The organism is Pseudomonas sp. PSKL.D1, assembly GCF_028898945.1.
Classification (GTDB): Bacteria; Pseudomonadota; Gammaproteobacteria; order Pseudomonadales; family Pseudomonadaceae; genus Aquipseudomonas.
This window is the reverse complement of record NZ_CP118607.1, coordinates 1,859,527-1,881,845: the sequence shown is the minus strand read 5'-3', so window position 1 is coordinate 1,881,845 and position 22,319 is coordinate 1,859,527. Positions and strand designations below refer to the sequence as shown.

The 22,319-nt window shown below is 62.6% G+C and carries 22 protein-coding genes; 12 read left to right on the top strand and 10 right to left on the bottom strand.

Going from position 1 to position 22,319, the window contains the following annotated elements; all coding sequences use genetic code 11:
* Positions 1-313 precede the first annotated feature (313 nt).
* The gene (locus PVV54_RS08305; protein WP_274909465.1) at positions 314-1,021 is read right to left on the bottom strand and encodes an MlaA family lipoprotein; all 708 of its coding nucleotides are present in this window, start codon (positions 1,019-1,021) and stop codon (positions 314-316) included.
* 189 nt (positions 1,022-1,210) lie between these two features.
* Between PVV54_RS08305 and PVV54_RS08300 the strand changes: the two genes are divergently transcribed.
* Positions 1,211-1,774, top strand: a complete 564-nt coding sequence (locus PVV54_RS08300) for a phosphonoacetaldehyde phosphonohydrolase-related protein (protein ID WP_274909464.1) — start codon at positions 1,211-1,213, stop codon at positions 1,772-1,774.
* Positions 1,775-1,897: 123 nt separating this feature from the next.
* Positions 1,898-2,161: a DUF4404 family protein gene (locus PVV54_RS08295; protein WP_241803182.1), complete on the top strand. Its 264-nt coding sequence runs from the start codon at positions 1,898-1,900 to the stop codon at positions 2,159-2,161.
* Between the two features lie 131 nt (positions 2,162-2,292).
* Here PVV54_RS08295 and queF read toward each other — a convergent pair whose 3' ends face one another.
* Both queF and PVV54_RS08285 read right to left on the bottom strand, forming a co-directional pair.
* Complete coding sequence (queF, locus tag PVV54_RS08290; RefSeq protein ID WP_274909463.1) at positions 2,293-3,123, bottom strand: NADPH-dependent 7-cyano-7-deazaguanine reductase QueF; 831 nt, start codon at positions 3,121-3,123, stop codon at positions 2,293-2,295.
* 68 nt (positions 3,124-3,191) lie between these two features.
* Positions 3,192-3,695 carry a cupredoxin domain-containing protein gene (locus tag PVV54_RS08285; protein ID WP_274909462.1) on the bottom strand — a complete coding sequence of 168 codons (504 nt, stop codon included), beginning with the start codon at positions 3,693-3,695 and terminating at the stop codon, positions 3,192-3,194.
* A gap of 146 nt (positions 3,696-3,841) precedes the next feature.
* Here PVV54_RS08285 and cinR point away from each other — a divergent pair, with 146 nt between their 5' ends.
* Positions 3,842-4,522 carry a two-component system response regulator CinR gene (cinR, locus tag PVV54_RS08280; protein ID WP_274909461.1) on the top strand — a complete coding sequence of 227 codons (681 nt, stop codon included), beginning with the start codon at positions 3,842-3,844 and terminating at the stop codon, positions 4,520-4,522.
* A complete protein-coding gene (locus PVV54_RS08275; protein ID WP_446731441.1) occupies positions 4,522-5,859 on the top strand; it encodes a heavy metal sensor histidine kinase in 1,338 nt (445 codons plus the stop codon). Before cinR ends, PVV54_RS08275 begins: the two co-directional genes overlap by 1 nt.
* 14 nt (positions 5,860-5,873) lie before the next feature.
* Here the strand turns inward: PVV54_RS08275 and PVV54_RS08270 are convergent, their stop codons facing one another.
* Together PVV54_RS08270 and PVV54_RS08265 are read right to left on the bottom strand one after the other, a co-directional pair.
* Complete coding sequence (locus tag PVV54_RS08270; RefSeq protein ID WP_274909460.1) at positions 5,874-7,196, bottom strand: ATP-binding protein; 1,323 nt, start codon at positions 7,194-7,196, stop codon at positions 5,874-5,876.
* Positions 7,193-7,876, bottom strand: coding sequence for a response regulator (locus tag PVV54_RS08265; RefSeq protein WP_274909459.1), 684 nt, complete (start codon positions 7,874-7,876; stop codon positions 7,193-7,195). Before PVV54_RS08265 ends, PVV54_RS08270 begins: the two co-directional genes overlap by 4 nt.
* A 358-nt stretch (positions 7,877-8,234) precedes the next feature.
* Between PVV54_RS08265 and PVV54_RS08260 the strand changes: the two genes are divergently transcribed.
* The 5 genes from PVV54_RS08260 to PVV54_RS08240 all read left to right on the top strand — a co-directional run bounded on the left by PVV54_RS08260 (position 8,235) and on the right by PVV54_RS08240 (position 12,530).
* Positions 8,235-9,572: a DUF6861 domain-containing protein gene (locus tag PVV54_RS08260; protein ID WP_274909458.1), complete on the top strand. Its 1,338-nt coding sequence runs from the start codon at positions 8,235-8,237 to the stop codon at positions 9,570-9,572.
* 17 nt (positions 9,573-9,589) lie between these two features.
* Positions 9,590-10,207 carry a GAD-like domain-containing protein gene (locus PVV54_RS08255; protein ID WP_274909457.1) on the top strand — a complete coding sequence of 206 codons (618 nt, stop codon included), beginning with the start codon at positions 9,590-9,592 and terminating at the stop codon, positions 10,205-10,207.
* 119 nt (positions 10,208-10,326) lie between these two features.
* Positions 10,327-10,953, top strand: a complete 627-nt coding sequence (locus tag PVV54_RS08250; protein ID WP_274909456.1) for a GAD-like domain-containing protein — start codon at positions 10,327-10,329, stop codon at positions 10,951-10,953.
* A 33-nt stretch (positions 10,954-10,986) separates the two neighbouring features.
* A protein-coding gene (locus tag PVV54_RS08245; RefSeq protein ID WP_274907383.1) for an IS5 family transposase occupies positions 10,987-11,843 on the top strand; the annotation gives its coding sequence in 2 pieces (ribosomal slippage) (positions 10,987-11,328 and positions 11,331-11,843; 855 coding nt in all).
* 72 nt (positions 11,844-11,915) lie between these two features.
* Positions 11,916-12,530 (top strand): GAD-like domain-containing protein, encoded by a 615-nt coding sequence (locus PVV54_RS08240; RefSeq protein ID WP_274909455.1) that lies wholly within the window; start codon positions 11,916-11,918, stop codon positions 12,528-12,530.
* A 16-nt stretch (positions 12,531-12,546) separates the two neighbouring features.
* Here PVV54_RS08240 and PVV54_RS08235 read toward each other — a convergent pair whose 3' ends face one another.
* The 5 genes from PVV54_RS08235 to PVV54_RS08215 are packed head-to-tail and all read right to left on the bottom strand — an operon-like array spanning position 12,547 to position 18,659.
* A complete protein-coding gene (locus tag PVV54_RS08235; RefSeq protein ID WP_274909454.1) occupies positions 12,547-13,113 on the bottom strand; it encodes a nucleotidyltransferase family protein in 567 nt (188 codons plus the stop codon).
* A complete protein-coding gene (locus PVV54_RS08230) occupies positions 13,110-14,081 on the bottom strand; it encodes an XdhC family protein (RefSeq protein WP_274909453.1) in 972 nt (323 codons plus the stop codon). The genes PVV54_RS08235 and PVV54_RS08230 overlap by 4 nt, the downstream gene beginning before the upstream one ends.
* Before the next feature lie 3 nt (positions 14,082-14,084).
* Positions 14,085-15,296 (bottom strand): cytochrome c, encoded by a 1,212-nt coding sequence (locus tag PVV54_RS08225; RefSeq protein ID WP_274909452.1) that lies wholly within the window; start codon positions 15,294-15,296, stop codon positions 14,085-14,087.
* Positions 15,297-15,298: 2 nt separating this feature from the next.
* Positions 15,299-15,835, bottom strand: a complete 537-nt coding sequence (locus tag PVV54_RS08220) for a (2Fe-2S)-binding protein (protein ID WP_274909451.1) — start codon at positions 15,833-15,835, stop codon at positions 15,299-15,301.
* Entirely contained in the window at positions 15,828-18,659 is a 2,832-nt protein-coding gene (locus PVV54_RS08215) for a xanthine dehydrogenase family protein molybdopterin-binding subunit (RefSeq protein ID WP_274909450.1), read from the bottom strand. Before PVV54_RS08215 ends, PVV54_RS08220 begins: the two co-directional genes overlap by 8 nt.
* Positions 18,660-18,936: 277 nt before the next feature.
* Here PVV54_RS08215 and dsbD point away from each other — a divergent pair, with 277 nt between their 5' ends.
* Genes dsbD through dsbG form a run of 3 tightly spaced genes read left to right on the top strand, consistent with a single transcriptional unit; the run spans position 18,937 to position 22,251 of the window.
* Positions 18,937-20,655 (top strand): protein-disulfide reductase DsbD, encoded by a 1,719-nt coding sequence (dsbD, locus tag PVV54_RS08210; protein WP_274909449.1) that lies wholly within the window; start codon positions 18,937-18,939, stop codon positions 20,653-20,655.
* Positions 20,655-21,491 carry a TlpA family protein disulfide reductase gene (locus PVV54_RS08205; protein WP_274909448.1) on the top strand — a complete coding sequence of 279 codons (837 nt, stop codon included), beginning with the start codon at positions 20,655-20,657 and terminating at the stop codon, positions 21,489-21,491. The genes dsbD and PVV54_RS08205 overlap by 1 nt, the downstream gene beginning before the upstream one ends.
* Before the next feature lies 1 nt (position 21,492).
* Positions 21,493-22,251 carry a thiol:disulfide interchange protein DsbG gene (gene dsbG, locus PVV54_RS08200; RefSeq protein ID WP_274909447.1) on the top strand — a complete coding sequence of 253 codons (759 nt, stop codon included), beginning with the start codon at positions 21,493-21,495 and terminating at the stop codon, positions 22,249-22,251.
* Positions 22,252-22,319 lie beyond the last annotated feature (68 nt).

Genomic DNA, 22,319 nt, shown 5'->3' with positions numbered 1-22,319 from the left:
GAACGGCGCCGAATTGGGTGGGTGCAGGGGTGTCCGCAAGGCTGACATCCGGCTGCTGGAATACTCTGTGGTAACACTCTACTTGAGTTGTAGGCCAGGATCCCTGACCAGGCAACCGGCAAAGGTACCTCGTAAGGCGCAGACGGTACTCCCATCCGCCAGGCGTTTCAAGCATGCGTAGGTCGAGTTGAGTGCTCTTTAGCGGGTAAAGACCTGGTAGTTATAAGAAAGGCGTCCAGCACAACCGTATGCGCAGGCTGCCCACATTGGCTGGCATAGCAAAAGGGCCGCTGAGCGGCCCTTTTGCTGTCAATCAGAAGTCGTCTTCGACTTCACCATCCTTCACCTTGAACTCACGGTTCTGCAGGTAGGCATTGCGGATGAAGATGTACTTGTCACCTTGAATCAGCTTCTCGGCCGGCAACAGGCTGGCGCGCGCGTCGATGATGTCCAGCGCGAAGATCGAGTTGCGGGTCGGCACATGGTCGATGTAGCGATACGGTTTGGTGTAGGTGTCCGGGTACTTGGCAATGCCGTCGCGCACGGTGCTTGGGCCGAGCAGCGGGATGACCACGTACGGGCCGCTGGGCACGCCCCAGTAGCCGAGGGTCTGGCCGAAATCTTCGTCGTTGCGCTGCAGGCCCATTTTGGTGCCCACATCGAAGAAGCCGCCCAGGCCGAAGGTGGTGTTGACGATGATCCGTGCGGTGTCCACGCCCGCGTTGTGGAACTTCAATTGCAGCACGTTGTTGGCCAGGTTGGTGACGTCGCCGACGTTATTGAAGACATTGTGAATGCCGTCTTCAAGAAACTGCGGGGTGACGGCCTGGTAACCTTTGGCCAATGGCTTGAGGGCATAGGTGTCGAGCACATCGTTGAAGCGGAAGATCGGCCGGTTGACCGCCTCCCAAGGGTCTTCCTCGGTAGCAGCCTGGGTGGCTGCCACGGGCGCCAGCAGCAAGCTGGCGCAGACACAGGCCTGGGTGACTCGCTTGAGCCCACTGGCACCGATCCTACGCATAGATGTTTCTCCATCGGAATTCTTGGCCGCTAGCGCAAAGGGCGCGCTGCTGGTAAGGCGGCAGTATAGAGGCTTGCGGCCCGATAAACAGCCTTACACATTTTTGCTCAATATTTTGTGAACAACTGTTGCGTGTCATCCCGGCGTAACAATCGGCCCATAGCCTGCGGACTATTTGGGGACGTTGCCATGCACGATGCACCTGCCTTTACCGCTGTGCTGTTCGGCTTGCGCGGTTGCCTGGTACAGGCGGCCGATGGCCCCCCCCTGCCCGCCCCCGGCGCGCTCGACACCCTGGCAGGCCTGCGCCGCCAGCAGGTGCCATGCATCTGGCTTGACGACCTGAGCGGAGCCCAGAGCAAGCGATTGGCCGCCGTGCTGCCAGACTGGTTGCCCGGGCATTCGGTGAACGGTGTGCGCTGGCCGGCACCCAACGCCTGCTGGCAGGCGCTGATGTCACTTGCCACCGAGCGCCTGGATGGCTGTGTGCTGGTCAGCGGCGAACCCCACCTGCTGCAATCGGGCCTGAACGCCGGCTTGTGGACCATCGGCCTGGCTGCCTGCAGCCCCTCCTGCGACCTCGGCTCGCAGCAGTGGCAGGCCATGAGCCAGCAAGAACAGGACCTGGCCCGTGGCAAGGCCACACTGGCACTGTTTAGCCTGGGCGTGCACTCGGTGATCGACCACCTGGAAGCCCTGGACACCTGCCTGGCAGACATCGCCCAACGCCGCCGCAAAGGTGAAAAACCCTGATACAGCCCGGTTGATGTCGACCATGCAAAGCGCTGGCGAGTGGATTACGCTTGAGGCAGGCAAGAACCTTTTGCACTTGCCAGAGGTCCATGCCTTGCCAAGCCATTGATGGAGAAACAGCCAATGCCTGCCCGCGAATTGCAAGAGCGCTTGAACAGCCTGCGCGAGCAACTGGACCGTAACGTGCCGCTTACGGATGAAGAACTGGCCGCACTGCATGAAGAGGCCAGGCAGATCGAAGCGCAGCTCAAGCTTGAAGAAGCCACGCCGGACAACAACCTGGTGGATGGGGTGAACCTGGCCATCGAACGCTTCGAGGCCGAACACCCGGATTTGACCGCCACGCTGCGCAGTATTGCCAACTCGCTGCACAGCATGGGGATTTGAATATCTGGGGGCGCTTTGCGCCCCTATCGCGACACAAGGCCGCTCCCACAAGGGATACGTGATCGCCTGTAGGAGCGGCCTTGCCGGGGCGCCGGACCGGTCGGAAAGGGCCGCAAAGCGGCCCCAATGCCTCACTGCCGAACCAACCGCCCATTCACCGGGCTGATCGCCCCCATGCTGCGATACGGGTTGATATCCAGCCCACCCCGGCGCACATACCGCGCATACACGGTCAGGTGCTCCGGCTGCAGCAGGTTTTTCAAGTCCAGGTAAATCCGCTCCACGCACTGCTCATGGAAGTCGGCATGCTGGCGGAAGCTGATCAGGTAAGTCAGCAAGCTGCCGTGGTCCAACGCCCTGCCCTTGTACTCCACCACCACGCTGCCCCAGTCCGGCTGGCCGGTCACCGGGCAGTTAGACTTGAGCAGGTGGCTGTGCACCGTCTCTTCCACCACCCGATCCGGGTTGCAACGCAGCAGCTCGGGTTGAGGTTGTTCGTAGTTACTGATGGCCACGTCCAGCGCATCGATGCACTGCCCCGGCAGCGCCACCACACCTTGCGCCTCCACATCGGCCAGCGTCCGCACCTGTACACCCACCGGCTTGCCGGCGGCCGCCGACAAATCCTTCACCAGGCACGCCTGCAGTTCTTCGATCGAAGCGAACACGGTCTGGTTGAGCGAGTTGAGGTACAGCTTGAATGACTTCGACTCGATGATGTTCGGCGAGCCGGCCGGGATGGCGAACTCGCCAATGGCGACCACCGGCTTGCCCGACGGCAACAGCCACGACAGTTCGAAACAGTTCCAGTAATCCACGCCCTGCCAGGGTAAGGTCTGGGCGGTGACGCCCAGTTCCGCCCACTTGGCCGTGCGCGGGATCGGGAACAGCAGCGAAGGCGTGTAGGTGGCGATGTATTCGCTGGACTTGCCCAGCGGGGAATGTTCGGCGGCGGGATGCATGCAAACTGACCTGAAGGTTCGAAATTGCCCCTAGTCTACCGCTTTTGCACCCCGCCTTGGAGCGCTTGTCACTCGATGGTCAACGGCCCGACCATGCCGGCCTGGTAATGCCCCGGCACGTTGCAGGCAAACTCGATGGGCGCCGACTTACGGAAGGTCCAGGTCAGTTCGGCGCGCTGGCCGGGCTGCACCAGCACCGTGTTGCCGGCGTCATGGCCATGGGCGCCATGGTTCATCTGGCCGTGGTCCATGCCTTCGTGATTCATCCCGGCGGTGTACAGCTTGCCCTGCATGGCGATCATTTCCTTCTGGTGCTCGGCGTGCATGGCCTTGTCACCGAGGTTGAATTCGTGGGGCAGTTTGCCTTCGTTGATCAGCACGAAGCGCACGGTTTCGCCGGCCTTTACCTGCAGGTTATTAGGCTCGAAGCTGATGTCCTTGAGCACCACTTCGACGGTGCGGGTGGCTTTGGCTGCCGGGGCCGGTTCGCCGAACGCGAAGGTTTTGGCCTCGTCCGCGAACGCGGGCAGGCTTGTCAGGGCAAGGGCGGCGGCGATGAACAGGTATTTCATTGTGTCTCCAAGGCTTGCAACGGAATGTAGCCACTCTAGAAAGCAGGGGCTGGCAGCTACCTGACGGCAAGATTACAACTTTGTCAGCTTGGGCGGCGGCCGGGATAGTCACGTATCATTTCAGCAGTGCACACCCTGGATAGCTCATGAAACTGCTGATCGTCGAAGACCAGGCCCGGACCGGCCAATACCTCAGCCAAGGCCTCAATGAGGCGGGTTTTGCCACGGAGCTGGCCGCCGATGGCGAAACCGGCCAGTACCTGGCGCTGACCGGCGATCACGACCTGCTGATCCTCGACGTGATGCTGCCCGGTCGCGATGGTTGGCAGATTCTTCAGGCGGTACGCAGCGCCGGGCTCGATACCCCGGTACTGTTCCTCACTGCCCGTGACGCCGTGGAGGACCGGGTGCATGGCCTGGAGTTGGGTGCCGACGATTATCTGGTCAAACCCTTTGCCTTCTCCGAGCTGCTGGCCCGGGTACGCAGCCTGTTGCGCCGTGGCGCCAACCCGAGCCAGGACACCACCCTGAGCCTGGCCGACCTGCGCCTGGACCTGATCCGCCGCCGCGCCGAACGCGCCGGCCAGCGCATCGACCTGACCGCCAAGGAAATCTCCCTGCTTGAATTGCTGTTGCGGCGCCAGGGCGAAGTGCTGCCCAAATCGCTGATCGCCTCGCAGGTGTGGGACATGAACTTCGACAGCGACACCAACGTGATCGAAGTTGCCATCCGCCGCCTGCGGCTGAAAATCGACGACCCACACACCCGCAAGCTGATCCACACCGTGCGCGGCATGGGTTATGTACTCGAAGAGCGCCAGGACTGATGCGCAAGGTTTCACTCGCCAACCGCCTGGCCTTGCTGTTCGCTGCCTGCACGGCGGCGGTTTCCCTGGGCGCCGGTTTGCTGTTCAGCCGCGCCAGCGAACAGCACTTCATCGAACTGGACCAACAGTTGCTGGAGTCGCGCCTGTCATTGCTGGGCACTCAGCTGTCAGGGGTTAAAACCCCCACCGACCTTCAGGCCCGCCTGCCCGCGCTGCGCAATGAACTCAGCCACCAGGCCGACCTGGCCGTACGCATCAGTGGCAGCGACGGCAGCCTCTGGTACGCCAGCCGTGAGGCACTGCCCGCAACGCCAGGCACCACGCGCCTGAGCACCCTGCATGCCAACGGCACCGATTATCGTAGCCTCGCCCAGCAGCCAGCCGACGGCCCTCGCCTGACTCTGTTTCTGGACATCACCCACCACCAGCACTTTTTGCAAGGCATGCAGCGGCTGATCTGGCTCACTGTCGGCCTGTCGGCCTTGGCCACGGCTTTACTCGGTGCCTGGGCGGCCCGCCGTGGGTTGCGCCCGTTACGGCAGATGGGCGAGGTGGCAAGCAGCGTTTCAGCACGCTCGCTGACCACACGCTTGCCCGTGGAGCAGATGCCAGAAGAACTGGCGGAACTGGCCAATACCGTGAACGCCATGCTGCAGCGGCTGGACGACGCCTTCCAGCGCCTGTCGGCGTTTTCTTCCGACATCGCCCACGAACTGCGCACGCCCCTGTCCAACCTGCTTACCCACACGCAGGTTACCCTCACCCGCCCGCGCAGCCTGGAGGAATACCGCGAGGCCTTGCATGGCAACCTGGAGGAACTGCAGTGGATGGCACAGATGATCAACGACATGCTGTTCCTGGCCAAGGCCGACCACGGCCTGCTGGTGCCGGGCCAGGCGCCGTTGGCGCTGCATGAAGACGTGGATGCGCTGCTGGAATACTACGCACCGCTGGCGGATGATGGCCATGTGCACCTGGCCCGGGAAGGTGAGGCGTTGTTGCAGGGCGATCGGCACATGCTGCGCCGCGCGCTTTCCAACCTGCTCGACAACGCGCTGCGCTTTACCCCGGCGGGCGGGCAAATTTGCGTGAAGCTGGAGCCGGGGGTTCGCATCTGTGTGGCAAACACCGGTGCCGCGATTGACGCGGCATCACTGCCGAGGCTGTTTGACCGTTTCTATCGCGTAGACCCGGCACGCCAGGAAGGCAGCAGCGAGCATGCAGGGCTGGGGCTGGCGATTACCCGGTCCATCGTGCAAGCCCACGGCGGGAGCATCCGGGCCGAATGCAGCGATGGCTGGACGCAGTTTGTGATCGAATTGCCTGCACATCGGTGAACAGGCAATCACACTCAACTACCTGAACGCGCCGGCACCTGCAAACACACCCGCAACCCGTCCCCCGGGCTGTCGAACTTCAGGCTCCCGGCACAGCGCTGCACAATCGCCTGCACGATTGCCAACCCCAACCCGCAGCCACCGCTCTGGCCATTGCGCCAAAAGCGCTCGGTAAGGTGCTGCAAATCGCCCTCGGCAATCCCCGGCCCATGGTCGCGTACCAGGAAACCCACTTGCCCGTCGGCCATCTGCACGTCCAGTTCCACTTGCGTGTCTCCGCCGTGGCGCAAGGCGTTGTCCAGCAGGTTGCGCAGCGCTGCCACCGCCAAGGGGGCGGGCATGCTCAGGTAAATTTGCGCGGCCTGCTCCGGCAGGTGCAACACGATCCGCCGGTTGTCCCCGCCGCCGGCATCCTGCACCGCCTGGCGGGCCACCTGCTCGGCGCTGCACTGCACGCCATCCTCGAACGACAGGCTGCCTTCCACCCGCGCCAGCATCAGCAGTTGCTCAAGCGTGCGGTGCATGCGGTCGGTGCCCTGCTCGGCATGTTCCAGCGCCTGCTCGCGCACTGCGCCATCGGTCATGCGGGCCACCTGCAGGTGGGTCTTGATAGCCGTCAGTGGGCTGCGCAGTTCGTGGGCGGCGTCGTCGGTCAGGCGGCGTTCACGCTCGATGGTTTGAGCGATGCGCAAAAACAGCTGGTTCTGAGTGTCGAGCAACGGTTGCAGTTCACTGGGCAAGCCCGCCACCTGCAAAGGCTCGACACTGTCTGCACGCCGCCTGCGTAGCGCATCGCGCATGCGGTTGAGCGGCTCCAGGCCTTTGCCCAGGCCTATCCACAAAAGCCCTAGGCTACCGAGCAAAGCCATCAGCACCGGCGCGGAAGCCGCCAGCAAAATCGACTGGTTCAGCGCTTCGCGCTCCATGTGCCGGTCGGCAGTGGTGATGCGCACATCACCATGGTTGTAGGTAAAGGTGCGCCACGAGGCACCGTCGATGGTCTGGTCACGGAAGCCACTGCGCTCGTCATCCATGGCGCCGTCGTGCTTGTGGTTGCTGGCCAGGATTTCGCCACGCAGCGAACTCACCTGGCAGGCCATGCCGTCGGGCACGCTGAACTGGTCGGCGGAAAAGTGTGCATCCTCGCCTTTGGCGGCAAGCGGTTGCGGCAGTTGGTCGACCAGCCCGGCGACCATGCGCGCCGACGCCACCAGGCGCTGGTCGAGCGAGAACATCATCTGCTGGCGCAGGTCACGCAGCATCCACGCCGCCGCCAGCGCCCAGATGATGATGAAAGCCGTGCCCAGGATCAGGCTCAGGCGTACCCGCAGGCTCATGATGCCGCTTCCTCCGGCGCTTGCGCCGGCCCAAGGCGGTAGCCCAGGCCGCGCACGGTCTCGACGATGCTGTTGCCGAGCTTGCGCCTCAGGTGGTGGATGTGCACGTTCAGGGCGTTGCTTTCGACTTCATCGCTGAAGCCGTACACGCAATCCTTGAGCTGCTCGCTGGACAGCACCCGGCCGGGGTTTTGCAGCAAAGCCTGCAGCAGCGCCTGCTCACGCCGCGACAGGTCGACGTGCTGGCCGGCCAAAGTGGCTTCGCAACTGCTCGGGTCGTATCGCAGCGGGCCATGCTCGATCACGTTAACCGCCCGCCCCGCCACCCGTCGCAGCAGCGTATGCAGGCGAGCGGCGAGTTCACGCAGGTCGAAGGGTTTGAGCAGGTAGTCGTCGGCGCCGGCCTGCAGGCCATCGACCCGGTCGGTGACTGCATCGCGCGCGGTGAGCACCAGCACCGGCAGGTCGATGCCCTGCTGGCGCAGCCGACGCAGCAGCTTGAGGCCGTCTTCGTCGGGCAGGCCCAGGTCGAGGATCATCACGTCGAACTGCGCCGCCTGCAGCATCGCCCGGGCGCCCGCCGCGTTGGCCACGCGGTCGACGGTCAGGCCCTGGGCAGTAAGGCCGGCGCAGATGCCGCTGGCGATCAGGTCGTCGTCCTCGCAGAGCAGAACGTGCATGGTGGGGCTCCCGGTATGGTGTGGCTGGCATTGCACTATGGGGGGATTAAGAGGGGATTATGGGCTTTTGTCGGGGGTTTGGCTTGGAGGTGTTTGCATTGAGATGTTCGCCTTGAGGTGTTCGTCGCCTGTGAGATCGAGCGCCGCCCGCGCGGCGCATCGCGGATGAATCCGCGATGCGCCGCGCGGGCGGCGCGCGATCTCAAAACCAACAACTACCCAACGGCCTACCCACCTGAGCAACCGAAAATCATCGATAAAACCCTAAAAAGTGGAATTTTCCTACAAACAACCCAGAAATTTCCCAGACGATTCCATGATGTGATTTCCCCTGCACACGTTGTCAGGGAGACACTTCATGTATCTGCACCACCTCGTGCCCTCATGGCTCGAGATCGAATCTCGTGTCATCGACAAAATGGGCTACCAGACCGGTGGCCACTTTCGCGGCCCCAACAATGAAGAAGTCGCCACCCTCGGCCTGAACCTGCGCCGGGTCGGCGCGGTGCGCACCGCGTTCAACCGGGCCGAATGGCAGGCCGCGCACCTGCTGCGCCAGCGCTTTGCCGAACTGGACATCAACAGCATCGTCGACGAGTTGCTGAAGGTGGTGGCGCAGATGGCGATGATCGTCGCCGGCAGCACCATCACCGGCGGGCTGATCGGTGCCGGGGCCGGGCTGTTCACCGCCGGTGCCGGCGTCATCCCCTTTGCCGGCGCGGGCGCGGCCATGGGGCTTACGGTGAGCGGCTGGATCCTCGGCGTGCTCGGGCTGGCGTCGGTTGCCGAGTTCTTCATCGACGACCTGCCGCGTATCGGCGAGTACTACCTCAATGGCATCCACGCGGCCTGGGAAGGCACCTGTGGCCATGAAAGCGCCGGCCCGCTGTGCCGCGACGACCCGTTCGCGATCTCCAAGGCCACCCACCACATTGCCCTCGGCCATGTGGAGATGGTGGTGCTGTTGCTGGGCGGGATTGTGGCGTACCTCACCCGTGGGCGTGGCGATGCGAGGGTGCTAGCGCAGGAAATGGCGGCCAGCAGCAAAGGGGCACGGCTGGGGCAGTGGATGCTCAAGCATGAAGAGGGGTTGAAGCAGCGGCCGGATTTGCAAAGGCAGGAGCGGCGCACGGGGGCGGTGGATGAGCCGCAGCCCAATCGGCCAGCGAGTAAAGACAAGGAGCCTTCCACGGGCAAGCCCGGTAGCATGCCGTTGCATACGGTGGCGTGTTTCAAGGCGGACAACTTGCCGGTGTCCAAGCATGCCGAGTTCGAGCGGCAGTTGAAGGGGCAGCAGGAGGGGTTGAACCGGCTGACGGTTGAAGAATTCCTGGAAAATATCAACAACCCTGTGCATCGAAACCCTGCCATCGCCAGACGAGAACGAATAAAGTTTGAACACAATCTACAAAGCAGATTGCAGAGCGAATTATCGACAAAAATGAGCCCCAGCGAGGCAAGAAAACTGTCAATTGAGCAAGCTAAAGAGACAATGTCCTCGCTCGCAGCACTGCATAACCCCGATCTCATCGCGGGAGGGAGAGATGCCATTACGGATTTTGGCGACCGGCAGGTTAACTCGACCATCGGTCCACAATGGAAGAGCAAGATTCAGGCAATGAAAGCAGCTGCAGAGAGGGCGGAGACATCGAGTAGCGAAACCACCCACATGAATGTGCGTCTGCACAAGTGCTAGTTCTCGGGACAATCACAATGGACGAAATCTTCTCAACCTTAATTGAAACAATTGGAGCCTCGAACTCCAGAAGGGAAGTACCACCCTCAAGCATTGTACGCTACGAAAACAGACTACCCTCTCAACTCTTGCGCTATTGGGCCGAACATGGCTGGTGCGGATATGGCGACGGCTTGTTCTGGACAGTAAATCCTCAAGAGTACGAAGGTGTCGTGGCGTCCTGGATACAGGGCACGCACCTGGAGAAACGTGACACGTACCACATGATTGCCCGCAGTGCTTTTGGCGACCTTTATCTATTTGGTGAAAAAACCGGATTTTCATTAAGTATCGATAGCCCTCTCTCTCGCTACATTGGCAACGACATCGACATCGGTGCAATCGGAATGGATCGAGCGGTGCAAAATTTCTTTTTATCTGTAGACAAAGACGCCAATGATTTCGATGAACTTTTCGAGCCCGCTAATAAAAAGCTTGGCCCGCTGGCCTCTGATGAAATGTATGGCTTTGTTCCAGCCTTGGCACTTGGAGGAAAAGTAGATCTCAAGCACTTGGAAAAAGTAAAGGCTATTGAGCACCTCATCCTGCTTTCGCAAATCACTCAGCTTGAACCTTACAGTTTTTCGGACTTCTAACCCGGCGCACAGGACTACACGATGAATATTATCTTCAGCACTCACTCTGAAATCAGCACCCCATCGCCCGGCACACCCAATGTTAAACTTTTTGACCGCTAAGCATCGAGGGCTCTGTCATGGATGAAGCTTACTCCCTATTTATCGAACAAATGGGTGAACCTGTATTCCGACAGGAAGTACCTCTTTCGAGCATGGAACGGTACAAAGGAGTAATGCCGGAAAAATTGCTGGAATACTGGAAAGAGCATGGTTGGTGTGGATATGGTGAAGGGCTATTCTGGACTGTCGACCCTCAGGAATATGAAGGGGTCATCGCCTCACTCATCAATGGCTCAAAATTAGAAAACAGAGACAAATATCACCTTGTCGCGCGCGGCGCGTTTGGCGATCTGTACTTATTTGGAGAGAACACAGGTTTTTCCGTAAAAATTCTGGCTCACCTATCGCGATACAGAGGAAGCGAATATCAGTTGACGGCGAATGACATGAACAGGGAAGTCCAAAGCTTTTTCCTCAGCAAAGATAAAGAATCTGTCGACTTCGATGACATGTTCGAACCAGCGAAGAAAAAACTCGGCATCCTAGATCCTACTGAAATGTATGGTTTCGTCCCCGCTCTAACATTCGGCGGACCATGCGACCTTGCTCACCTCGAAAAAGTTAACGCTGTCGAGCATTTACTAGGCTCTGTACGAAATCCCGAGAAACCCAATCGCCACCCTTCGGACGCTGAATTTCTGTAGGGTTCCCGGCCATCTACGGAAAGGAATTCTGTGATGGCAAAGCGTTACGAACTCTCGGATGAGGCTTGGACTGTGGTCGCCGATCTCTTCACAGAAACCCATTGCCGGGGGCGGCCCCGCCTGAGCGACCGTCTGATGCTCGATGGCGTGCTTTGGGTACTTTGTTCGGGTGCAGCGTGGCGAGATATGCCGGAACGCTTTGGCCCTTGGTCAACGGTGTATCAACGGTTCCGGGGCTGGCGAAACCAGGGCACATTCGATCAGATGCTCAAACGCTTGCACCTGAGACTGAATGAGCAAGGCTTGATTGATTTGCAAACCTGGATGATCGACTCAACCGCAGTACGCGCAACCCGAGCCTCTTCTGGCGCCGGGAAAAAAGGGGGCCTGACGAGCCTGCCGATCACGCTCTAGGCCGCAGTCGCGGTGGCCTGACAACCAAGATTCACATGCTCTGCGACGCCAACGGGACACCGTTGCGCTTCCTCCTCTCTGGCGGCCAAGCCAGTGACATCAGCTACGCGCAACCTCTGCTGGACGAAGTCAGCATTCCATCGAGCCAACGAGGCCGCCCGCGTAAACGCTGCAAGTGGTTGCTTGCCGACAAGGGCTACGACGCCGAAGCGCTGCGCCGCTACTGCGACCAATATCGAATGCAACCCGTCATTCCGATGCGTTCGATGAAGCGCAAGCCCAAGCCTGGCTTACCCAGGCTGTTTGACCGCCCCAAGTATCGACAGCGCAACATCATCGAACGCATGTTCGGCTGGCTGAAAGAGAACCGCCGGATCGTGACACGCTTCGACAAGCTCGCAAAAAGCTATGCCGCCATGGTCTCGCTGGCTTGTTCCATGCGATGTTTGCGACATCTCTTTTCGTACAGAGCCTAATCCTTTCTCAGATTTGCCCGCTCGAACCCTACAGCTTCTCGGACTTCTAACCCAACGTAAAAGGACTACACCATGGATGCAATCTTCAGCATTTTCCTTGAAACACTTGGCGCCCCTATCGCCTCTCGGCCCGTACCGCCCTCGGCCGTGGAGCATTACCAAGGCAAACTCCCCAACCAACTCCTCGAGTACTGGAAAGAACACGGCTGGTGCGGCTACGGCGGCGGGCTTTTCTGGCTGGTCGACCCACGGGAATACGAGGGCGTAGTGGATGCCTGGGTGGGAGGCAACAGCCACGACACCTACCACCTCATCGCCCGCAGCGCTTTCGGCGAGTTGTACCTATGGGGGGAAAAAACCGGCTCCATGCTGACCATTGCGGCCTACCATTCGCGGTACTTCATAAGTGCGCCCAGCTCAACCGACGAAGAACGGGACAACAAGATTCAGAGCCTGCTCATGTGGGCCATGACCGAAAATATCGGCCTGGATCTTTTCGACGAAGCCAGGGAAACATTGGGCGACCTGCAGGCCAACGAGATGTACGGCTTCGTGCCTGCCCTGATGCTGGGGGGTTCCGCCACGCTGGACCGCCTTCAGCGGCTCGATGCCGAAGTGCATCTCATCATTCTCTCCCAGTTGGCCAACCTTGAGCCCTACGAACTCGACGAAGAGGAAGATGAGTAAAACGCAACCCGCGCGCTCAAGGGCGCATCGCTTCAGGCCGGTCCACATCCTGCAAAATCCCGGCGTCCTGCATTTCAAGCCTGATGCAACTCGCCGGGTGCGCCTTCACCACTGACCGCGCGCCTTCATCGCCCTTCAGGCTGGAAAGCGCCGCCCAGAAATCGCGACCAAACAGCACCGGGTGCCCTTGCTGCCCATCATGAAAGGGCAAGACGATGCGCGTAGCGTCGGCCGCGCAAACGAGTTGGACAAGCGTTTCCGGGGCCAGCCAAGGCATGTCCCCCAAAAGAATCGCCGCCGCCACAGCATCGCTGTCGACCAGTGAAGCAGCGCCTGCCGCCAGGCTATGGCCCATGCCCAACGCCGAATCAGGGCTTGCAACGATCCGACAGTTAGCCGGCAACCCCAACGCCTCGCCCCGCTCGCCGTCACGCAGTACCACGCGCACATCCTCAAACACGGCGCACGCACGCTCGACACTGTGCACCAGCAAGCTGCGACCATCGGCCAGCAGCGCGCGGCGCTTGTCGGCACCAAAGCGCACACTGCTTCCCGCCGCCAACACCAGCGCGACCACGCTCACAATGCCGCCCGCCCGATGCCGTTGCGCAGCCGCAAGATGTCGGCCAGCACGGCCAGGGCGATCTCCGCCGGCGTCTTGCTGCCCAAATTGAGACCGATGGGGGCGTGGATGCGGGTCAGCTCCTCGTCCCCCAGGCCACCAATGCGACGCAGGCGTTCGCGGCGTTTGTCAGAGGTGGTTTTCGAGCCCATCACGCCAATGTAGAAAGCATCGGTGCGCACAGCTTCGAGCATGGCCAGGTCGTCGATTTTCGGGTCGTGGGTAAGGGCCACCACGGCCGTGTCGGCATGGCACCCACCGTTGACGATAAACTCCGACGGCAGTTCGCGGCGGATTTCGATGCCGGCCAGCACTACGCCTTCCAGCACTTCATCGCGCGGGTCGCACAGAATCACTTCAAAGCCCATCCCTTTACCAAACTCGGCGCAATAATGCGCCACGCTGGAGTAACCGGCCAGCAGCAAGCGCTGGGCAGCCCCCACGCGCAACAGCACGCGCGCACTGTCGCGCTCTACCCGCGGGCCCTGGCTGGAGTCGTCGTGCAACTGGCGCACGCCATGGGGCAGGCTCACTTCACGCAGCAGGCGGCGCTGGCCCTGCAGCGCACCCTGTAATTCACGCAGGTGGGCCTGCACCTCACATTCCGCTGGCAGGTTTTCCACCAACACTTCCAGCACGCCGCCGCAGGGCAGCCGGATGCTGGAACGCCGGTCGGTGCCGTCACCATAACGCACGATCGCCACCGGCTCAGGGAATTCACCCAGCGCCACGCGCTCGAGAAAATCGTCCTCGACACAGCCGCCCGACAGCGAGCCCACCCACTGCCCGCTGTCGTTCACCGCCAGCAACGAGCCCGGCGCGCGGGGCGCCGAGCCGTAGGTGGCAAGCACCGTGCACAACCACACCCGCTGGCCGTTGCCCGACCACTGCAACGCCTGCCGCACGACCTGCAGATCAAGATGCTGCACGGTTTACTCCGCCTTCAGCTCGGCGAGCTGCTGCACGCTCAGGTCACCGGGCAATCCACCCCAGGCCTGACGCAAGTAGTTGACCATATCCGTGACCTGGTCGTCATTGAGCTTGTCGGCAAAGCCCGGCATCGGCTGCATGCGCTCAAAGCCGGTGAACTGCTGTTCGCGAATGCCGTCGAGAATGGCTTTGACCAGGTTGCGTGAATCAGCCTGGCGCAGCACGGTGTTGCCCTGCATGGCCACAGCGATGTGCGGCTTGCCCTCACCGTCCACGCCGTGGCAACCGGCGCACACATTGAGGTATTGCTGGTGGCCGCGCTGGGCGCTTTCGGTCAGTTGCGCAAACGGCACCGCCTCGATCACCTTGGCCTTGGGCGGCTGGTCGCCCAGCAGGAAGGTGGCCATGGCCGACAGGTCGGCGTCTTCCAGGTGCTGGGTGCTGTGGTGCACCACCGGGTACATCTCGTTGAACATGCTGCCCTGGGCACTGATGCCGTGCTTGAGGAAGGTGGTGAGGTCGGGCTGGGTCCAGCCGCGGTCGGCCAAGTCCTGGGCCAGCAGGCTCGGCGCCAGGTAGCCGCCGAGCAGGCCGCCGGTCAGGCGCTTGTCCTGTTGCAACGCGCCGATGGGGTTGCGCGGGGTATGGCATTCGCCGCAGTGGCCCATGACTTCGACCATGTACTGCCCGCGCTGCCAGGCCGGGCTTTTGCCTTCGGTGGGCTGCAGCTGCACGCTCTTGCCGTAGAGCATGTTCCAGCCCGTCAGGCCCAGGCGCACGTTGAACGGGAAGCTCAGCTTGGTTTCCGGGGCCGGGCGGTTGATCGGCGGGATGGTCATCAGGTACGCCAGGATGGCGTCCGAATCTTCGCGGCTGATCAGGTGGTACGAGGTGTAGGGCATGGCCGGGTACAGATTGGCGCCGTCCTTGCGCTTGCCCTCGGTCACGGCGGCGAAAAATTCGTCGCCCGTGTAGTTGCCGATGCCGTACTGCTTGTCGGAGGTGATGTTGCTGCCATAAATGGTGCCGAACGGCGAATGGATCGGCAGGCCGCCAGCGTAGGGCGCGCCACCTTCAGCGGTGTGGCAGGCCATGCAGTCGGCAGCGCGGGCCAGGTATTCACCCTTCTTCACCAACGCCTCATCGGAGGCCTGGGCCCCTAGCGACAGGGCAAGGCCAAGCGCCAGCGCCAGGCCGGAACGAACGTAGCCCATGCTTAACCCTCCTTGACCAGGCCGAGGTCGTTGAGCACGGTGCGCGTGGCGTCGTAGTAACGCACGTAACCGGTACAACGGCAGATGTGGTGGCCAAGGCTGGCTTCGATGCTGTCTTCCACTTCGCTTTTCTTCAGGGGTTGGCGCTGGGCCTTTTCCACCAGCACGGTGGCGGCGTTGACGAAGCCCGGTGCGCAGTAGCTGCACTGGAAGGCGAACAGGTCGACGAATTTCTGCTGGATCGGGTTCAGTGTCAGGTTGCCGGCCTCGTCCTGGCTGGCGTGGCTTTCGATGGTGCGCACCTTCTTGCCCTCGAAGTAGTGCGCGCCGGTGATGCAGGTGCGCACTTCCTCGCTGGTGCCGTCGGGGTTGTCGACGATCACCACGCAGGCGTGGCAGATGCCCTGGCCGCAGCCCAGGCGCGAGCCTGTGAGGTTTTGGTGTTCGTGCAGGTAGTCGATCATCGCCAGGTCATCGGGGACCTCGACTGGGCCGACAGGTTGACCGTTGAGGGTCAGTTGAAGCGGACGGTTAGCCATTGAGGGCCTCCTTGATACGGGCTGGGGTGATGGGCAGGTCGCGCACGCGCTTGCCGATGGCGTGGGCCACGGCGTTGCCGATGGCGCCAACCACCGGGATCATCACCACCTCGGCGATGCCTTTGGACGGGTCGGTGGGTGACAGCGGCGGCAGGATCTCGCTGGTCTGCTTCCACACCGCCACGTCCTTGGCGAACGGCAGGCGGTAGCGGTTGAAGTTCCAGTCGCCCTCCCCCGGGCCACCTTCGTGCAGGGGCATTTCCTCGGTCAGCGCGTGGCCGATGCCCATGGCGATACCGCCTTCGAGCTGGCCCTTGACCAGTTCCGGCACCAGCACGCGGCCGCATTCGACCCAGCTGTGGTGGTTGAGCACCTGCACTTCGCGGGTGCCCTTGTTCACCTTCACCTCAACGATGGTCGCCACCGGGCTGTAGTAGGTGACCATGGCATTGTTCAGCTGGGTGGCCGGGTACGCGGCGTTCTGCCGGTCAAGCAAGTGGAAGCCGTTGCTGGTCATCTGCGCTTTCTTGGCGTTGGCTGCACCGTCGCCGTACTTCACGGCCAGTGCGTCGAGCGGGAAGCGCTCACGCACACCGTCGATAACGAAATCGGCCTCGGCCCAGCTCCAGCGGTTGAAGCCGTGCACGCTTACGCCGGTCACCAGGCCCATTTCGTGGGCCTTTTTTGCCAGCTCCGCGAACGGGATCGGCGACAGGCCGTTGCCGGTCAGTTCGCCATTGACCCACACCGCGTTTTCCCGGCGCACCACCAGCGGGTTGGCCTGGCCGCCATAGGGGCCTTGGCGCCACAGGGCCATGGCCGCAGGCCACAAACCGTGGTTGAACAGCACGCGCGCCGCCTCGCGGGTGGCGTGGCTGAAGTAGAACGCCGAGTTGGTCGCCGACGATGGCGAGGCCAGCTTGCCGACCCAGCGCGGGTTGCGCAATGCGGTGTCCTGCTCGGCCTGGCTGATCAGGTACGGGTTGCCGCTGGTGGTCAGTTGCAGCTCGGGCCACTCGGTGGCGGCGGTTTTCACCTCATCCGCCGAACGGCCGAGGAAGTCGCTGACCACCAGCGCCTGGGAGGTCGACATGCCGGTGCCCAGCTCGGTGCCGATGTGGCGCAGGCTGATGCGGCCATCGGCGGTGAACTCGATGCTGGCCATCGGTGCTTCGGAGCCGGTGCCAAAGTCCTTTTGGCAAATGGCAAAGCCCACGCCGTACCAGTGGTCCGGGTCCTTGGCGTCCATTTCGCGCTTGCGCGCATCACGGTTGCGCCACCAGTCGTGGGTGGCGGCTTTGTCGAGAATTTCGTGCAGGCGCAGGGCACCCGCAGGGACCGCGCCCTGGGTGTTTTTCATGCCCGATTTGAGCGCGTTGGCGCGGCGCAGGTCGATGGCGTCCACGCCCAGGCGGCCAGCAATTTCGTCCACCATCATTTCAGTGGCGGCCATGGTCTGCAGGGTGCCGTAGCCGCGCATGGAGCCGGCCTCGACACCGCGCGAGTGGTAGGCCGTAACCGACAGGTCGTTCTGCGGCATGTAATAGATCGACTGCGCCGCCGTGGCGCCCACCGCGGCTACCGATGGGCTGTAGTTGATGCGGCCACCGCCGTCGCAGCTCATGTCGGCGCGGAAGATTTTGAAGCTGTTGTCTTTCTTGTCCACCGCCAACTGGTAGCGAATGTCGAAGGCGTGGCGCTTGATGCCGCTCTGGAACTGCTCGTAACGGTCGTTGGCCAGGCGAATCGGCACGCCGGCGCCGTACAGCGCGGCAACGGCGGCGTAGAAGACGAAGATGTTGTTGTCTTTGGAGCCGTAGCCCACGGTATAGCCCGGGTGCACGTTCAGCGTTTTGAGGGCAAAGCGCGACGGCTTGATCATGTGCACGCATTCCTGCGCCACTTCGAACGGGCACTGGGTGGCCACCACGAAATGCAGGGTGCCGGTGGCCGGGTCGTACCAGCCATTGCCGTTGTCCGGCTCAAGCGCGGCCGGTTCGATGGACGGGGTTTTGTAGCGTTCGTCGAACACCAGCCAGTCTTCGGGCGGGTTGTCCAGCTGCTCGCCCATGCGCTTGGCGTAGAACAAGCCCTGCTCGGTCAGGTCGCCGTGCTGGTTGGGCTGTTTGGACCACACCGGTTTGCGGTTGAGGATGGTCGGGAACAGCATGGAGTTCTTCAGGCTGGAGAACTCGTCGTCATCGAACGGCGTGGCACCGCCCACCCGCACGAAACGGAAGCTGCCGTAGGGGTCGCCCTGGTACAGCGGCGCCTGGGCGCCATAGCGGATGGCCTTGTCGTTGAACTGCAGCTGGCGCTTGGCTTTGCGAAAGCGCTCGAAGTCATGCCAGATCAAAATCGCCACCGGGTGGCCGATGAACATCGGCACCTTGCCGGGGGGCAGCAATGGGTCGGGCGAATGGGCTTCTGGCCAGGCGATGCCGTCCTGCGCCAGGTCGGCGGCGGTGACGACGCGGTCCGGTTGCAGGTCGGCGCCCAGCCAGCTCAGGTCGTGGCCGGCGTAGATGCGATCGGCCTTGGTGGTCTTGAGCAACAGGGCATGCCCCTGCTGGGTGGGCCAGCCGGGCATGTCCTTGGCGCGGATGTCGCGGGCGAACACCTTGTTGCCGCACACCTTGGACAAGGCGTCGTTACGGAAGCGCGCCTTGCCGTCGTGGTTCATCCACTTTTGCGGCGAGGTGGTGACACGTTCTTCCATCAGTGCGGCGAACGCCTGGCTGCCAAGCGGCGCCAGCGTTACACCCACGCCAGCGATCAGGCCGCCTTGCAGGAAGGAGCGCCGGGAAATATCACGGTTGGACATGCAGTTTCCTCTGGGCAGAACGATGCCTACCCATGATTTTTGATTCGGGTATCAGTGAATCGAGAGAGGTGGATCTTTCGCGTGGCCAGCCGAAAAGCTGACTATAAAGTCAATTTTATATCAGGAAAAAGTGCCCTTGGCAAAGTCAAGCCGACAGTATGTCGCGGTGTTTCCAGGCTGAAACGCTTCATCGCCCAGCTGTGTAGGACTGGGTTAACCTTGGGTTAATCAACCCCATCCAGCATGGCCCCACTCAAAGCACTGCCAAGGCGAAGACATGCGCGTTTTACTGCTCTTGCTGACATTCCTGCTGGCCGGCCCGTTGCAGGCCAACCCGTTTGAAGTCAAACCCGATTTCCTGCCCGTCAACCAGGCGTTCGTCCTCACCCACGACCGCCAGGCCGACGGCCAGATGCGCTTGTACTTCCAGATCAAGCAGGGCTATTACCTGTATCAGAAGCGCTTGAAGTTCGACGGTTTGCCCGCCGACCAGCACCCGCCGCTGCCTGCTGCGCTCAACCACCACGACGAGTTTTTTGGCGACAGTGCGGTGTACCGCGATGAACTGGAACTTGTGATACCCGCCAACGCTCAGGGCCAGCTGCGCCTGGGCTGGCAAGGCTGCGCCGACGCCGGCTTGTGCTACCCGCCACAAACCACCGTGATTGACCTGGGCGGCAGTGCCCCGGCCCCGGCCGCTACCGAACAGGCCAGCGATCAGGCACTGGCCAGCGGCCTGCAGAGCAGCAGCCTGGCCTGGAGCCTGCTGGCGTTCTTCGGCCTGGGCTTGCTGTTGGCCTTCACCCCGTGTTCGTTGCCGATGCTGCCGATTCTGGCCGGTATCGTGCTGGGTAATGGCGCCAGCGCGCGGCGTGGCTGGGTGCTGGCCAGCGTCTATGTGCTGAGCATGGCCCTGGTGTATGCCGCACTGGGCGTGGTCGCCGCCCTGCTTGGCGCCAGCCTGCAGGCGTGGTTGCAGCAACCGTGGCTGCTGGGCAGCCTGGCGGCGCTGTTCGTGATCCTTGCCCTGCCGATGTTCGGCGCGTTTGAACTGCAACTGCCGGCCGCCCTGCGCGACCGCCTGGACCGCGCCGGCCAGCAGACACGCGGCGGCAGCCTGTACGGGGCAGCATTGCTGGGTGCGCTGTCGGGGCTGTTGCTCGGCCCGTGCATGACCGCGCCGCTGGCCGGGGCGCTGCTGTACATCGCGCAGAGTGGCGACGTGCTGCACGGGGCACTGGTACTGTTTACCCTGGGCCTGGGCATGGGCCTGCCGCTGCTGTTGCTGGTGACCGTAGGCAACCGCTACCTGCCGCGCCCCGGCGCCTGGATGGACCGCGTCAAAGGCGTGTTCGGCTTCGTGTTCCTGGCCATGGCCCTGTACACCGTGCGCAGCCTGCTGGCCGCCCCGCTGCTGCTGGCCCTGAGTGGCGCCTGGCTGATTGCCCTGGCCTGGGCGTCGTGGCCGGCCCTGCAACGGTTGCCCGCGCTGCGTGCCATGCCGTTGCTCGGCGCCCTGTGGGGTGGCCTGCTGCTGATCGGCGCCGCCGCCGGTGGCGATGACCTGTGGCAGCCGTTGCGGCCGTTCACCGGTGGCCCGGTAAACACTGCCACCCAGCATACCGAGGACCGCTTCGTCACGGTCAGCAACCCGCAAGACCTGCAACGGGAACTGGACGCCGCCAAGGCCCGGGGCCAATGGGTGATGGTGGACTACTACGCCGACTGGTGCGTGTCATGCAAGGTCATGGAAAAGCAGGTGTTCGCCCGCCCCGACGTGCAGGCCAGCCTGGCCGGCGTGCACCTGTTGCGCCTGGATGTAACCACCGACGCCCCGGCCAGCCGCGACCTGCTGCAACGCTACCAGGTGCCCGGCCCGCCCAGCATCCTGTGGCTCGGCCCCGAAGGCGAAGAACGCCGCGCACGGCGCATCACCGGTGAAGTGGACGCCGCCGCGTTCCTGCAGCACTGGGCCCAGACCAGGAGCCAAGGCTGATGCTGACGGTTACCCTCGGCCCCCTGACCATGGCGCTCAATCACCTGCTGATGCTCGCCGCGCTGGGCATCGCCTGCCTGGTGGGCTGGTGGGTCGCCCGCCGTTGCGGCGAAAGCCCGGAGTCGGCGCTGTTCAACCTGTTCCTGATCGGCCTGCTGTGCGCCCGCCTGGGCTTCGTGCTGGCCTACTGGCCGATGTACCGCGATGACCCACTGCAGATGATCGACATTCGCGACGGCGGTTTCCTGTTCTGGACGGGCCTGCTCGGCATCGTGCTGGCCGCCGTGTGGCAAGGCTGGCGCCAGCCCGGCCTGCGCCGCCCGCTGGGCTGGGCGCTGTTCAGCGGCGCGCTGTTCTGGGGCCTGGCCAGCCTGGGTGGCCACCTGTACAGCAAAGGCACCGAGTTGCCAGAGCTGAGCCTGAGCAATGCCGGCGGGCAACCGGTGGCGCTGCACAGTTACCGTGGCAAGCCGTTGGTCATCAACATCTGGGCCACCTGGTGCCCGCCGTGCCGCCGAGAAATGCCAGTGCTGCAACAGGCACAGGGCGAATATCCCCACGTGACCTTCCTGTTCGTCAACCAGGGTGAAACGCCGGAAAACGTCAGCACCTTCCTCGCTACCACCGGCCTGAGCCTGACCCACGTGCTGTTCGACGGCACCGGCCTGCTGGCCCAACGCGTCGGCTCCATGGCCCTGCCCACCACCTTGTTCTACGACGCCAGCGGGCGGCTGATCGGCAGCCACCTGGGCGAGCTGTCCCGGGCCAGCCTGCGCCATGCCCTGGAACCTTTCGACCGGGCCGCCGCGCCCGCCCCTGCCGCACAAGGAAACTGACATGCGACTGACTGCACTGCTGCCCCTGTCCCTGGCCCTGCTGGCCGCTCCGCTGGTGCAGGCTGAAGAACTGCCCAAGGCCATCCAGCAGATCCAGGCCAAAGGCGCCGTGATCAAGGGCAGCTTCGATGCGCCCAACGGCTTGCGCGGCTATGCCGCCGAGTACCAGAACAACGGCATTGCCTTGTACCTCACCCCGGACGGCAAGCACGTGCTGGTGGGCAGCCTGTTCGACGAGCAAGGCAAGGATCTAAGCGCCGAACCGCTGGAAAAACTGGTGTACGGCCCCATGAGCAAAGCCATCTGGGCCAAGCTTGAAAAAACCGCCTGGATTGCCGACGGCAAGGCCGATGCACCGCGCAAGGTGTACCTGTTCAGCGACCCGAACTGCCCGTACTGCAACATGTTCTGGCAACAGGCCCGGCCATGGGTGGAATCGGGCAAGGTGCAGTTGCGCCACATCATGGTCGGGATCATCCGCGAGGACAGCCCCGGCAAATCGGCGGCGTTGCTGGCCGCCAAGGACCCGGCCAATGCGCTGGAGCAGCATGAGAAGGCGGGCAAGGGCAGTACGCTGAAACCACTGGAGAAGGTGCCCGAGGCCGTGCAGCAGAAGCTGGCGGCGAACCTGGCGTTGATGGAAGAGATGGGGTTGCAGGCTACGCCAGCGATTTTCTATCAGGATGAGCAGGGGAATTTGCAGAGCCAGCAAGGGGCGCCGCGGCCGGAGATGTTGGGGAAGATTTTGGGTAAGCGGTGAGTTTTAGAATGCTGGGGCTGCGTTGCAGCCCTATCGCGGATGAATCCGCTCCTACAGGGAATCGCGCT